The organism is Streptomyces sp. NBC_00425 (assembly GCF_036030735.1).
Taxonomy (GTDB): domain Bacteria; phylum Actinomycetota; class Actinomycetes; order Streptomycetales; family Streptomycetaceae; genus Streptomyces.
The window spans coordinates 9,688,000-9,702,278 of sequence record NZ_CP107928.1; the positions used below are offsets into that span (position 1 = coordinate 9,688,000).

A 14,279-nucleotide genomic window follows, 5' to 3' on the forward strand; every position below is an offset into this window, starting at 1 on the left:
CCGCCCGCCCACCGCAACACGCGCCGCCCGGCGGCATGCGACCACACCACCCGCCCCGCAGCCTGCCGTCCGCCCGGGCGCCCGAACCGGCTCCCGGCCACCGCACAGGCGCCGGCCGGCGGCACACGAGCAGACCGCCGTCCGGCCGCCGGCCCGCTGCACGCCCGGCCGTCCGGCGTACGCCCGCCGCCCGCTGCCCGCTCTCCCGGCCGTCCGGCACCCGCCCGGCTGCTTCGGCACCCGCCCGGCTGTCCGGCATCCGCCGCGCCGTCCGGGGCACGCCGCGCCGTCCGGGGCACGCCGCGCCGTCCGGGGCACGCCGCGTCGGGCGGCGTCTGCGTCGCTGTCCGGGGAGGCCGTGCGCCGGGGCCGTGCGCCCGACGCCGCGGCGCCCGCCCCCCTTCTTTCCCGGGGCGGGCGGGGCAGGTTCAGCGGCCGGCGTTCACCAGCGCACGTGCAGCGCCGACAGGCCGCCGGTCAGTGTGTTGTCCCGGAACTGCAGCTCGTCCAGGCCGGTGGCGAGCTGCAGGCCGGGGAAGCGCTCGAACAGCGTGGAGAACACGATCTGCAGCTCCAGACGGGCCAGCCCCGAGCCGAGGCAGAACCGCGGACCGTGCCCGAAGGCGAGGTGCTGGGTGCTGTCGCGGGTGATGTCGAAGGAGTTCGGGTCGGAGAAGATGTCCGGGTCGCGGTTGGTCGCCGTGAACGCCAGCAGCACCAGATCGCCCTCGGGAATGGTCAGGTCGCCCACCTGGATGTCCTCGTGCGCGTACCGCGGCAGCACGTCCTGGGTGGACGGGGCGGCCATCCGCAGGATCTCCTCGACCGCGCACTGGACGTGCCCCTGCGGGTCGGCCTGCAGCTTGGCCCGCTGCTCGGGGTGGGTGAGCAGCAGCAGCGTGCCCAGGTCGAGCCGGGTCACGGTCGTCTCGTGGCCCGCGAAGAGAATGCCGGAGGCCATCCGCGCGATCTCCGCGTCCTCCAGGCCCTCCCGCTCCTGCGCCGCGACGAGGTCGGAGAAGACGTCCTCCGCGGGGTCGCGCCGCTTCACCTCGACCAGGCGAAGCATGTAGTCGTTCAGCTCCGCCCAGGCCGCCTTCGCCGCGTCCACGTCGTCCAGGCTGGTCGAGCCCGCCGACAGCCTGCGGAACTCCTCGCGGTCCTCGCCGGGCACCCCGAGCAGCTGGCAGATCACCAGGACCGGCAGCGGGAACGACAGCGCCTCATGGAAGTTGCCCGGGTTCGGGCCCGCCTCGAGCCCGTCGAACAGCTGCCCCACGAGCTCCTCGACACCGGTCTTCAGATGCGCGACACGGCGGGCGGAGAACGCCGGCGAGAGCAGCCGCCGAAAGCGGGTGCGGGTGGGCACCTCGTCCTCGGGCTTGCCGAGCGGGCCGGTCAGCACGGCGGCGTTGGCGACCCGCGCGGCCCGCTCCGGATGCGCGTGCGAGCGGCCCAGACGCGGGTCGTTGAGCAGCTGCTTCACCTCGCCGTAGCGGGTGACCAGCCACGCCTCGTCCCCCGCGGACGTGCCGACCCGCACCACCGGAGACTGCGAGCGCAGCGCGCGGAACTTCGGTGCGATGCCGTTGACGTCCTGCGGGTCACGCGGGAAGGGCAGTCGGGCGAGGTCTTGAGCCTGGGTCACGGTCGTGCTCCTCGGGTCAGCGGAATCAAAGGACGGGCGCTCCCGGGAGCGACGCTAGGCAGCGCGGCTAAAGGTGTCTTAAACCGCCTTCCGCACGAACCGGGACCCCGCCCGCCCCCTTGGGGCGCCGGCCTCACCGCTCCAGCGAGGGCGCCATCAACTCCAGCGTGCGGTCGAAGAGATCGCCGATGTCCGGCTCGCCGTCACGCTCCACCCAGTAACGCAGCGTCTCGGTGACCGCCCCGCCGACGGCCGCCGCCAGCACCCGCATCTCGTAACCGTCCGGATCGGCGCCGGACGGCCCGGCCAGCAGGCCGGCCAGCTCACGCAGACCCTCCTGCGTGCGCTGCGCGTTGAGCGCCCGCAGCTCGGGCGTGTCGTTGATCATCCGCAGCCGGGCCAGCAGCGCCCCGCGGTCCCCCTCGAGGGCGCCGCTGCGCTGGATGCCGCGCAGCACCGCCCGCAGCCCCTCCACCACCGACACGCCCGCCGGCAGCTCCGACACGAAATGCAAGGACCGCTCCCGGCCCCCGCCCAGCCCCCCGCCCAGCCCCTCGCCCAGCCCCTCGCCCTGTCCCCGCTCATGGATCCCGGAGAGGATCACCTCTTCCTTCGACGGGTAGTAGCGGTAGAACGTCGTGGTCGAGATCTCCGCCGCCGCGGCGATCTGCTCGACCGTCGTCTCCCGGTACCCGCGCTCCGTGAACAGACGCAGCGTCTCTCGCTGGATCGCCTGCTTGACCTTGACTTTCTTCATCTCCCGAAGCCCCACGCCGGTCATGATGCCATCCGCCCGCACGCCTCCCAAGCGCCGCGAAAGGGGTGCGCAAGGCCCTCCTGCGACCGTGACCCGACCTTCACTGGGGTGGAAGCGGTACTTGAACGCCCGCTTGACCTGCTGCGTCACGCCTCACGCTGTATCAACTCCCCTGTGAGCAGCGCCTGTCGGTCCGTGGGTCAGTGGACGCCGGTCCGCTCCGGCGGCCAACCGGCTTTCCCTGCCCTGCTCCGCAGGAGCTTCGTTTTTCTCCCCCGCAAGCGGGAGGTACCCCCACCCCTGCCTGAAGGCAGGGGCATCCACGAAGGAGAGACCCGATGAAAGCGGACAACGTCTACCTGGCCGGCATCGGCACGTGCATCCCCGAGCGGGTCACGATCGACGAGGCCGTCGAGCGGGGGTGGTACGACGCCGCCCTGCGCGAGTCCAGCGGCATGATCTCGGTGGCCGTCGCCGGTGACACGCCCGCCCCCGACATGGCCGTCAGCGCCGCCCGCGACGCACTCAAACGCTCCGGGCACGACCCCGGCGACATCGACGCGCTCATCCACACGCCCGTCTTCCACCAGGGCCCCGACATCTGGTCGGCCCCCCACTACATCCTCCACCACACCGTCGACCGGCCCGTCCCGGCACTCGAACTGCGCCAGGGCTGCCTGGGCATGCTCACCTCGCTGCGCTTCGCCGCCGACCTGCTGCGCGCCGAACCGGACTCCACCGCCGTCCTGGTCACCGCGGGCGACAACTTCTCCACACCGAACGTGGACCGCTGGTCCGTCAGCGACAACTACGTCCTGGGCGACGGCGGTTCGGCCGTCGTGGTCTCCAAACGCGGCGGCTTCGCCCGGCTGCTGTCCGTGGGCTCCGTGTCCATCCCGGAGGCGGAGCTGCTGCACCGCGGCGGCGACCCGCTCTTCCCGCCGAGCGCCACCCTCGGCAAGCCCCTCGACCTCGACGCCCGCGTCGACCACCTGCGCCGGCAGTGGGCCCAGGGCGTCGTCCCGCCCCTCTTCCACCTCGGCGACGTCGTCAACGAGGCCGTCGACGCCGTCCTCGCCGAGGCCGGCCTGACCATGGACGACATCACCAGGGTCGCCCACAGCGCAGTGGCCCGCGACCAGGTCACGAACGGGTTCCTCGACCCGCTGGGCATCGACGAGACGCGCGGCACCTGGGAGGTCAACCGCCGCACCGGGCACTGCGGCGGCACCGACCAGATCGTCGGCCTCGACCACCTGCTCTCCACGGGCCGCCTGCGTCCCGGCGACCACGTCCTGCTGCTCGCCGCGGCCGTGGGCATGGAAGTCGGCGCGGCCGTCCTGGAAATCACCGAGATCCCCTAAAGCCCGCACGAGGAGAGAGACCTGCCATGAGCCGACCCGTCACCGACGACACCGCCACCGTGCCGGCCGCGCCCGCGGCCCCCACCGCCGACGAGATCAGGGACGCCGTCGCCCGGACCGTCGGCGTGGCCGCCGAGGCCATAGCCGACGACACCAACCTCGTCGCCGTCGGCCTGAAGTCCCTGCACATGATGCAGCTCATCAACGGCTGGCGGCGCGCCGGCCACCGCGTCGCCCTCAAGGACCTCGCCGCCGACCCCACCGTGGGCGGCTGGTCCCGGCTGCTGAGCTGACAGATCCGCACCCGCACACCGGGGGCCGGGGCGATCCGCCCCGGCCCCCGTCCGCCGTCTCAGACGCGGCCCGCCCTCACCCGCGCGCCCCGAACCACTGCCGCAGCGCGTCCACGAGCGCCGGATCGCCCAGCGCGCCCAGCCACGCCACATGCCCGTCCGGCCGCAGCAGCACCGCCTCGGCGGCGATGTCCGCCGTCGCCCGCGCCACGGCCACCTCCACCCGGTCCGACCACGGCGCCACCACCGTCCGCGCGGCGCCCCGCCCCGCGGACATGTCGAGCAGCAGACCCCGCCCCCCGTGCTGCAGCCGGGCCACACTGCTGGGCCCGCCGGGCGTCGCAAGCTCCACGTGCGGCAGCCGGCGACCGAGCGGCCCCGGCGCGTCCTCGTGCGCGTAACTGACATCCACCCCCGTCGACAGCTCCAGCAGATACCGGTTGACGTCGGGGAAACGCAGCAGCGTCGTCACCAGCTCCCGCACCGGCGCCACCCGCCGCACCGGATGGATCAGAGCCAGCTGGGTGTCGGTGGCCGACGCCGCACGCACCGCCGCCGGACGGCGCTCGGCGGTATACGTGTCCAGCAGATCCGGCGGAGCCCAGCCCAGCAGATCACCCGCGAGCTTCCAGCCGAGGTTCACCGCGTCCTGCAGACACAGATTGATGCGCAGGCCCGCCAGCGGATAGAACGTGTGCGCCGCGTCGCCGACCAGGAACACCCGCTCGTCCTGGAAACGCTCCGCCACCCGCGAAGGCCCCCCGTACCGGCGGATCCAGCGCACCGGCACATCGGGGAACGGCCGCTCGTTGAGCCGCTCGACACTCGCCCGCAGCTCCCGGGCCGTCGGCGGCACCGAAGGCCCCGGCAGCTCGGTGTCGAACTCGGCGGTGATCACACGCGTCACCCCCGGCTCCACCGGCACCGACGAATACAGTCCGCCCGCCGGGCAGAACCGCGCCCCGCGGTGCACCTCCTCCAGAGCGGCGAAGTCGGTCTCCACATCGGCGACCAGACCGCAGTTCGCCTGACTGGAACCGGGAAAACGGATGCCCGCCAGCTCACGCACCCGGCTGTCCTCCCCGTCCGCGCCCACCAGATAACTGCCGCGCAGCCGGGACTCCGCACCACCGTGGCGCACGGTGACCGTGACCCCCGCGTCGTCCTGCTCGTAGCCGACCAGCTCACGGCCCGACAGCAGATCCGCACCCCCCTTCACGGCCCGCTGCTCCAGCTCGCGCTCCAGATACTCCTGGCCCAGCAGCAGCGCGGGCAGATGACGGCCCTCCAACGGGGCGCTGTCCAGCCACAGCAGCGAGAAGTGCGTGCCCTGGGACGGCGCGGTGTGCTCCCACAGACCGTCCAGCAGACCCCGCTGGTCCAGGAGTTCGGCCGCTGTCGTGTTCAGGGCCTGGCCCACGGACCGGCCGCCCTCGCGCGCCGTGTGGCGCTCCAGCACGATCGTGTCGATGCCCCACAGCCCCAGCTCGTGGGCGAGCATGAGGCCGGCGGGCCCGCCGCCCGAGATGATGACGGGATCGGACATAACCTGTTCCTAAGGGTCGGGCGGTCCAGGGGACCGGCGTACGGCGTGGTCGGAGAAGGACAGGCCCGCGATCGGGGGCCGCGTGCCCGGGGGGCGCGTGCCCGGAGGCCGCGGCTCAGACGATCCCGAGCTCGTTGTCGATGAGGTCGAAGATCTCGTCGTCGCTCGCCGCCGAGATACGCTCGGCCGCCGACCCCTCGGACCCGGCCGCGTCGAACTGGCCCTCCTCCAGGCGCAGCAGGAAGTCCTGCAGCCGGGCCGCGGCCCTGCCCGCCGACGCAGGCGAGACCACCGCCTCACCCAACGTGCCCTGAAGCGCGTCGAGTTCGGCCAGCAACCGCCCGAACACATCGGCCTGCGGCGGCGCGAGCAGCTCGTCGAGATGCCCCACCAGCGCGGCCGGCGTCGGATGGTCGAAGATCAGCGTCGGCGACAGCCGGCGGCCGGTCGCCGCGCCGAGCCGGTTGCGCAGCTCGACCGCGGACAGCGAGTCGAAACCGAGCGTCTTGAAAGGACGCTCCAGCCCGACACTGTCCGCCGTGGCGTGCCCGAGGACCGCCGCGACGTTCTCGCACACGACCTCCGCCAGCAGCGCCCGCCGCCCCTGCGCGGGCAGCGCCGCGAGCCGGTCGGCGAGCACGTCGCCCCCGCCCCCCGGGCCGCCCGCCCCCCGCGCGGCCCGGACCGCCGACGCCCCCGCCCGCGGCCGCACCAGAGCGGCGAACAGCGGCTCCAGCACACCGGCCGCCGCCCGCTCGGCCAGCACCGCCGGATCGAGCCCCATCGCCACCGACAGCGGCTGACGCAGCCCGAGCGCCGCGTCGAACAGCGCCAGCCCCTCCTGCGGCGTCAGAGCCGTCACCCCCGTACGGGACAGCCGGCTCAGCGCCGTGCCGTCGAGATGCCCCGTCATCCTGCTCGCCTGGTCCCACAGGCCCCAGGCGAGGGAGGTGGCGGGCAGGCCCTGGGTGTGGCGGTGGTGGGCGAGGGCGTCGAGGAAGGTGTTGGCGGCGGCGTAGTTGGCCTGTCCGGGGTTGCCGAGGAGGCCGGCGGCGGAGGAGTAGAGGACGAAGGCGGTGAGGTCGTGGTGGCGGGTGAGGCGGTGCAGGTGCCAGGCGGCGTCGGCTTTGGGCGCCAGGACGGTGTCGAGGCGGTGGGGGGTGAGGGTGTCGACGGTGCCGTCGTCGAGGAGGCCGGCGGTGTGGACGACGGCGGTGAGGGGGTGGCGGGGGTCGACGGTGTCGAGGAGGCGGGCGAGGGCGGCGGGGTCGCCGAGGTCGCAGGCGGTGAGGGTGACGGTGGCGCCGAGCCGGGTGAGGTCGTCGGTGAGCTGGGCGGCGCCGGGTGCGTCGCCTCCGGTGCGGCTGGTGAGGTTCAGGTGGCGGATGCGGTGGTGGGTGACGAGGTGGCGGGCCAGCAGGCCGCCGAGGGCGCCGGTGGCTCCGGTGATCAGGACGGTGCCCTCGACGTCCAGCGCACGCGGCAGCGTCAGCAGCGTCTTGCCCGTGTGCTGGGCCTGACTGAGATACCGCAGCGCGTCGACGGCATGGCTGACGTCCCACGCGGTGATCGGCGGCGGCGTCAGCGCCCCGGCCTCGAACAGCGCCACCAGCTCGGCCCATATCGCCTGGATCCGCCCCGGCTCCGCCTCCATCAGGTCGAACGCCCGGTAGGCCACGCCCGGATGCTCGGCCGCGACCTGCCCGGCATCCCTGATGTCGGTCTTGCCGATCTCCAGGAAGCGGCCGCCGCGGGGCAGCAGGCGCAGGGAGGCGTCGACGAACTCCTTGGCGAGGCAGTCCAGGACGACGTCCACGCCGTGGCCGCCGGTGGCGGCGAGGAAGCCCTGCTCGAAGCCGGTGGTGCGGGAGTCGGCGAGGTGGGCGTCGTCCAGGCCCAGGCCGCGCAGCGCGTCCCACTTGCCCAGGCCGGCGGTGCCGTACACCTCGGCGCCCAGGTGCCGGGCTATCTGCAGGGCGGCCATGCCCACACCGCCGGCCGCCGAATGCACCAGCAGCCGCTCACCGCGCCGCAGCCCCGCCAGATCCACCAGACCGTAGTACGCCGTGAGATACACCACCGGCACGACAGCGGCCTGCTGGAACGTCAGCCCCCGCGGGATCCGCGCCGCCCACCGGTGATCGGTGACAGCGACCGGAGCGAGCCCGCCGGACGGGAACAGACCCATCACCCGGTCGCCCGGCGAGAACGCGGTCACCTGCGAGCCCACCTCGACGACCACGCCCGCACCCTCGCCGCCGATCCGGGCGTCGTCCCCCGGATACATGCCCAGGCCCACCATCACGTCCCGGAAGTTCAGACCCCCCGCACGCATCGCGACCCGTATCTCATGACCCTGGAGCGGCCCCTCGCCCTCCGGATGGGGCAGCAGCGCCAGATGGGCGAGCGTCCCCCTGCTGGTCACGTCGAGCCGCCAGGAATCGCAGCCGTCCGGCGGCGTCAGCACACCGGACGCGTCCGCCGCGCGCACCAGCCGCGGCACCTGCACACCCCCGTCGCGGACGGCCGCCTCGCCAAGCCGCCCGGCGAGAGCCTGGACCAGCGCCGCCCCCGTCCCGCACGACCCCGTCCCCGGCGTCACCGGGCCGCCGCCCACGTCGAGCAGCGCGAAACGGCCCGGATGCTCGGTGGCCGCCGACCGCACCAGACCCCACACGGGCGCGGCGGCCAGATCACGGATCTCGGGACCCGGACGCGCCGCGACGGCATCGCGGGTGACCACGACCAACTGCGCGTCCTCGAACCGCTCGTCCGCCAGCCACTCCCGCACCTGAGCCGTCACCCGCCCCAGAACGGCACGCATGGCGTCCAGCACCTCCTCGTCCGCCGGGCCGCCGACACAGGTGACCAGCACGCGCGCCGGAACGCCCGCGCCCTCGTCCACCGCCGCCCGCAGCGCGCCGAGCGTGTCGTAGACCCGGACGGACGCTGCGTCCCCGGCCGCCTCCCGCAGCGCCTCGGCCAGACCCAGCGGATCGGCCCCGACCACCCCCACCGGCCCGAGCGGCTCCGGCTCCCCGGCCACGCCCGCGGGGAGCGGCGTCCACGCCGGCAGATGGAGCCCGGCGGGCGCGGCGGTGGCGGCCCCGGCCGCGGCGAGCTGCTCACGGGTGATCGTCCGGGTGGTGAGTTCCCCGACGGTCAGGACGGGTTGTCCGGTGGGGTCGGTGGCGGTGATGCGGAGGGTGTCGGGGGTGGTTCGGGTGAGGTGGGCGTGGAGGGTGGTGGGGTGGGTGGCGTGGAGGGTGATGTCGTTCCAGGCGAAGGGGATGCGGATCCCGGCGTCGGCGTCGGTGTCTGTGCTGGTGTCGGTGCTGGTGTCGGTGTGTGTGTCGGTGTGGGGGGTGGTGGCGAGGAGGGCGTGGAGGGTGGCGTCGAGGAGTGCGGGGTGGAGGGGGTGGTCGTGGGGGGTGGTGTGCGGGGGGAGGGTGATGCGGGCGTAGTAGTCGTCTGCGTGGTGCCAGAGGTGGGTGAGGCCTTGGAAGGCGGGTCCGTAGGCGTAGCCCTGGGCGGTGAGGCGGGGGTAGAGGCCGGTGAGGTCGACGGGGGTGGCGTGGGCGGGGGGCCAGACAGCGGGCGCGGGTGCGGGTGCGGGTGCGGGTGTGGGGGTGAGGGTGCCGGTGGCGTGGCGGGTCCAGGGAGCGGGGTCGGTGTCCTCTACGCCCTCACCCGCCTCCGGACGGGAATGGACGGACAGCGCCCGCGCCCCCGAGCCGTCCGGCGCCTCGACCGTCACCTGAAGCCGGACCGCGCCCAGGGAGGGCAGGGCCAACGGCGCCTCGAGGACGACGTCCTCCACCGCGCCCAGACCCGTGAGCCGGGCCGCGTGCAGGGCGAGGTCGAGGTAGGCGGTGCCGGGCAGGAGGGTGGTGCCGGCGATGGTGTGGTCGGCGAGCCAGGGCTGGTCGTGGGGGGTGAGGCGGCCGGTGAGGACGAGGTGCCCGGTGTCGGCGAGTTCGACGGCGGCGCCGAGCAGGGGGTGATCGGCGCGGTTCAGGCCGGCGCTCGTCACGTCCGTTCGCGGGACGGCGTGCAGCCAGAAGTCCTCGTGCTGGAAGGCGTAGGTGGGCAGGGCGACACGCCGGCCTGCGCCCAGAAGGGGAGTGAGGTCGGCGCCGATGCCGTGGGCGTGCAGGACGGCCAGCGCCCCCAGGGCGGTACGGGCCTCGTCCTTGTCCTTGCGCAGGACGGCGACCGCGGTGACGTTGCCTGAGCCCGTGGTGCCGCTGCTGCCCTCGGCGCCGGTGTCGGTGCCAGTGTCGGTGCCGGTGTCGAGGGTGTTCTTGACGAGGGCGGTCAGGACGGGGTCGGGGCCGAGTTCGAGGTAGGCGGTGATCCCGCGCGCGTGCAGGGCCTGGACGCCGTCGTGGAAGCGGACCGCCGCCCGGATGTGCCCCGCCCAGTACGCCGGGTCGGTCAGCTCGCCCTCCACCGCTGGGGCGCCGGTGACGTTGGAGATCACCGCGAGCCGCGGCTCACGGAACACGATCCCGGCGACGGCCTCCTCGAACCGGGCGACCGCGGTGTCCATGTGCGGGGAATGGAAGGCGTGCGAGACCGCCAGACGCTTGACGCGCACCCCCTCCTGCCGGAATCGCTCCGCGAGCTCCCCGGCGGCGTCGGCGTCGCCGGAGACGACGACCGCCGAAGGCCCGTTGACCGCCGCCAGCGCCAGCCGCCCCCCGAACGACGCCACCACCGGCGCCACCTGCTCCGCGGGGGCGGCGACGGCGATCATCGCACCGCCCGCCCGGGCGGCCTGCATCAGCCGGCCCCGCACCGCCACCAGCCGGCACGCGTCCGCCAGCGAGAACACCCCCGCCGCATACGCCGCCGCAACCTCGCCGACCGAATGCCCGATCACCGCGTCCGGGCGCACGCCCCACGACGACACCAGAGCGAACAACGCCGACTCCACCGCGAACAGGGCCGCCTGCGTGAACTGGGTTTCCTCCAGCAACGCCGCCTCGGCGCTGCCCTCCTCCGCGAACACGACGTCCTTCAGGGACCGCCCCAGCTCTGCGTCCAGATGCACGCACGCGGCGTCGAAGGCCTGCGCGAACACCGGGAACGCCGCATACAACTCCCTGCCCATCCGGGGGCGCTGGCTGCCCTGCCCGGAGAACATCACCGCAAGCCCGCCCGCGCCGGTGGCGCGGCCCCGCACCACATCCGCGCCGCTCTTGCCGGCCGCCAGCGCGTCCAGGCCCGCCAGGAGCTGTTCACGACCCTCGCCCAGCACCACCGCCCGGTGCTCGAACACCGACCGCGTCACCGCCAGCGACCACCCCACATCCACCGGATCGACCGAGTCGACCGAGCCGACCGAGTCGACCGGGTCGACCGGGTCGCCTTCGCTCTCCCGCACGAACTCCGCCAGTCGTGCGGCCTGTTCGCGCAGCGCGGCAGGCGTCTTCGCGGACAGCGTCCAGGGCACGAGGGCCGTCCGGGCGGGGGTGGTGCGAGGGCTCGCCTCGGAAACGTCGGCATCGGCGGGGGCGGGGGTGTCGGTGTCGGCGGGGGTGTCGGCGGGGCTGAGGGCATCAGCGTCGGCGGTGGGGGTGTCGGTGTCGGTGGGGGCTTGTTCGAGGATGACGTGGGCGTTGGTGCCGGAGATCCCGAACGAGGAGACCGCGGCCCGGCGCGGCCGGCCGGTCAGGGGCCAGGGGCGCTGCTCGGTGAGGAGGGCGACCGCGCCCTCGTTCCAGTCGACGTGGGAGGTGGGCGCGTCGACGTGCAGGGTCTGGGGCAGTATTCCGTGGCGCATCGCCATGACCATCTTGATGACGCTGCCGACGCCGGCGGCGGCCTGGGTGTGGCCGATGTTCGACTTCAGCGAGCCCAGCCACAGGGGTTGTTCGCTGTCGTGGGCCTGGCCGTAGGTGGCGAGGAGGGCCTGGGCCTCGATGGGGTCGCCGAGCTTGGTGCCGGTGCCGTGCGCCTCGACCGCGTCCACGTCGGAGGCGGCGACGCGGGCGTCGGCCAGGGCCTGGCGGATCACCCGCTGCTGGGACGGCCCGTTCGGCGCGGTCAGTCCGTTGGACGCGCCGTCCTGGTTGATCGCGCTGCCCCGGATCACGGCCCACACCGGATGCCCGTTGCGCCGCGCCTCGGACAGCCGCTCCAGCACCAGCCAGCCGACACCCTCCGCCCAGCCGGTGCCGTCCGCGCCGTCCGCGAAGGCCTTGCACCGGCCGTCGGCGGACAGCCCGCGCTGCCGGCTGAACTCCACGAACGTGTTCGGTGTCGCCATGACGGTGACGCCCCCGGCCAGCGCCAGGGAGCATTCGTCCCTGCGCAGCGCCCGGCCCGCCTGGTGCAGGGCGACGAGCGACGACGAGCAGGCGGTGTCCACGGTCACGGCGGGGCCTTCCAGGCCCAGGGTGTAGGCGATCCGGCCGGTGGCGATGCTGCCCAGGCTGCCGTTGACGAGGTAGCCCTCGAAGCTCTCGGGCGCGGGCTTCAGGCGCGACGCGTAGTCGTTGTACATGACGCCCGCGAAGACGCCGGTGTCGCTGCCGCGCAACGTCTGCGGCACGATCCCGGCCCGCTCGAACGCCTCCCACGCCGTCTCCAGCAGCAGCCGCTGCTGCGGATCCATCGCGAGCGCCTCACGCGGACTGATCCCGAAGAACTCCGCGTCGAACCCCGCCGCGTCGTAGAGGAACCCGCCCTGACGCGTCGTCGACTTCCCCACCGCGTCGGGGTCCGGGTCGTACAGGTCCTCCACGTCCCAGCCCCGGCCCGCCGGGAACTCCCCGACCGCGTCGACGCCCCCCGCGACCACATCCCACAGACCCTCCGGCGAGACCACCCCGCCCGGAAAACGACAGGCCATCCCCACGACCGCCAACGGCTCGTGCGCCCGGTCCTCCACATCGGCCAGCCGGCGACGTGCCTGACGCAGGTCGGCCGTCGCGCGCTTGAGGTATTCGCGGAACTTGTCTTCGGTGTTTCCCACGGGGAGGGACCCTTTCGAGGCGGCCTGGGTGACGATCGGGGCGGGCGGCGGTGCGGGACGCGTGGACGCGGGTCACGGGATGCGGGTCACGGGATGCGGATGCGGGACAAGGGGATGCGGGGGACCGGTGCCGGTCAGGGGCCGTCAGGCCTCCTGCACCTCGATGGCGAGCGAGGGGCAGCTGCGGGCCGCCTTACGGGCCTCGGCGTGCAGGCCGGGCTCCGGTTCCGCGTCGAGGAGGACGACGACGCCGTCCTCGTCGCGCTGGTCGAAGACGTCCGGGGCGGTCATGGCGCAGATGCCCGAGGAACAGCACTCTTCTTCGTTGACCGTGATCAGCAGACGGCTCACCACGTCACCTCCAGACGATGAATTCCGAATACCGTCGCATCCTTGAAGGGAATTTCTTCAGGAGGCGACACCAGACGCAGTTTCGGTATGCGCCGGAAAAGCGTGTCGTAGACGATTTCGAGTTCCGCGCGCGCCAGATTCTGGCCGAGGCACGCATGGACGCCGAAACCGAAGGCGACATGACCCGACGTGTTCCGCCCGATGTCCAGCTCGCCGGGATCGGGGAAGACCTGCCCGTCGTGGTTGGCGGCGGCGGCGGAGGCGATGAAGCCCTCGCCGGCGCGGACCGTGACACCGCCGACCTCGATGTCCTCCAGGGCCACCCGGGCGGTCGGGTAGTCGACGATGCTGAAGTAGCGCAGGATCTCCTCGACGGCGCCCGGGGTCAGCGACGGGTCCTCGGTGATCCGGGCGAGCTTCGCCGGCTCGCGCAACAGCGCCGCCACGCCCAGCGAGATCATGTTCGCGGTGGTCTCGTGACCGGCGACGAGCAGCAGCACCGCGAACCCCGTGATCAGCTCGCGGTCGTAGACGCCCGCCTCCCGGTACTTCACGACGAGCCGGCTGACGAGCGCGTCGTCCGGTTCGGTCTCCTTGCTGACGACGAGCTCGCCGAGGAACTCCCGCAGGGCGCCGAACGCGTGCTGCCGGTCGGCCGGGGTGCTGGCCCGGTCGAGCAGGACCTCGGTGTACTTCTGGAAGACGCTCCGGGTGTCGTAGGGCACGCCCAGCAGTTCGCAGATGGCGAGCGAGGGCACCGGCAGCGACAGCTCCTGGACCAGGTCGACGGGCCGGCCGGCGCCGCGCTCCAGGATGCCGGTCACGCACTCGTCGACGATCTCCTGGATACGGGGACGGAGCCTGCGGATCCGGTTCGCCGTGAACTCGCTGGTGACCATGCGGCGGTGCAGCGCGTGATCCGGGGCGTCCATCGAGAGCAGAAAACCCTTCTGCGCGAAGACGCCGATGTCGGCGACCGTCGCGGGAAAGGACGGGTGCGCACGGTTCGAGGACGTCGCCGGGTGGCTCAGCAGGGCCCGCACGTCCTCATGACGCGTCGCCAGCCAGGCCGTCCTGCCGTTCTGCAGAACCACTTCGGACACCGGCTCGGCGGGCCGCAGTCGCGCGTATTCGGCCGGAGGGCTGAACGGGCAGGTGCGAGGAAAAGGAAAAGAAGGCGTTTCGGAGGTATCGGCATCGGGCATGTCGTCGACCTCTCGCTCGAGGTTATGCATTCGCACGGTGCGGCGGAATACGCGCCGGGAGCGTAAGAGTCACGCCTTAACTCCTGCTAAAAGGAGTCCGGCTTTAGGTCGCATTAAGAGCAGGCCAAGCCCC

8 protein-coding genes are annotated in these 14,279 nt (G+C 73.3%); 2 read left to right on the forward strand and 6 right to left on the reverse strand.

Translation table 11 applies throughout. The features are described 5' to 3' along the window. Window positions 1–442: 442 nt before the first annotated feature. Both OHS82_RS42930 and OHS82_RS42935 read right to left on the reverse strand, forming a co-directional pair. Window positions 443–1,648: a cytochrome P450 gene (locus tag OHS82_RS42930; protein ID WP_057584795.1), complete on the reverse strand. Its 1,206-nt coding sequence runs from the start codon at window positions 1,646–1,648 to the stop codon at window positions 443–445. 133 nt (window positions 1,649–1,781) lie between these two features. Next, window positions 1,782–2,420 (reverse strand): TetR/AcrR family transcriptional regulator, encoded by a 639-nt coding sequence (locus OHS82_RS42935; protein WP_328432912.1) that lies wholly within the window; start codon window positions 2,418–2,420, stop codon window positions 1,782–1,784. A gap of 323 nt (window positions 2,421–2,743) precedes the next feature. Here OHS82_RS42935 and OHS82_RS42940 point away from each other — a divergent pair, with 323 nt between their 5' ends. Beyond that, a complete protein-coding gene (locus OHS82_RS42940) occupies window positions 2,744–3,769 on the forward strand; it encodes a ketoacyl-ACP synthase III family protein (protein WP_328432911.1) in 1,026 nt (341 codons plus the stop codon). A 26-nt stretch (window positions 3,770–3,795) separates the two neighbouring features. Beyond that, window positions 3,796–4,062, forward strand: a complete 267-nt coding sequence (locus tag OHS82_RS42945; protein WP_063894357.1) for a phosphopantetheine-binding protein — start codon at window positions 3,796–3,798, stop codon at window positions 4,060–4,062. A 76-nt stretch (window positions 4,063–4,138) separates the two neighbouring features. Here the strand turns inward: OHS82_RS42945 and OHS82_RS42950 are convergent, their stop codons facing one another. From OHS82_RS42950 to OHS82_RS42965, 4 genes are all read right to left on the reverse strand, one after another. Beyond that, on the reverse strand, window positions 4,139–5,608 hold the full coding sequence (locus OHS82_RS42950) for an FAD-dependent monooxygenase (protein WP_057584798.1): 1,470 nt from the start codon (window positions 5,606–5,608) through the stop codon (window positions 4,139–4,141). Window positions 5,609–5,723: 115 nt separating this feature from the next. After that, entirely contained in the window at window positions 5,724–12,590 is a 6,867-nt protein-coding gene (locus OHS82_RS42955; protein WP_328432910.1) for a type I polyketide synthase, read from the reverse strand. A 144-nt stretch (window positions 12,591–12,734) separates the two neighbouring features. Next, window positions 12,735–12,932 (reverse strand): ferredoxin, encoded by a 198-nt coding sequence (locus OHS82_RS42960; RefSeq protein WP_057581875.1) that lies wholly within the window; start codon window positions 12,930–12,932, stop codon window positions 12,735–12,737. 5 nt (window positions 12,933–12,937) lie between these two features. Then, window positions 12,938–14,035, reverse strand: coding sequence for a cytochrome P450 (locus OHS82_RS42965; RefSeq protein WP_443042396.1), 1,098 nt, complete (start codon window positions 14,033–14,035; stop codon window positions 12,938–12,940). Window positions 14,036–14,279: the final 244 nt, after the last annotated feature.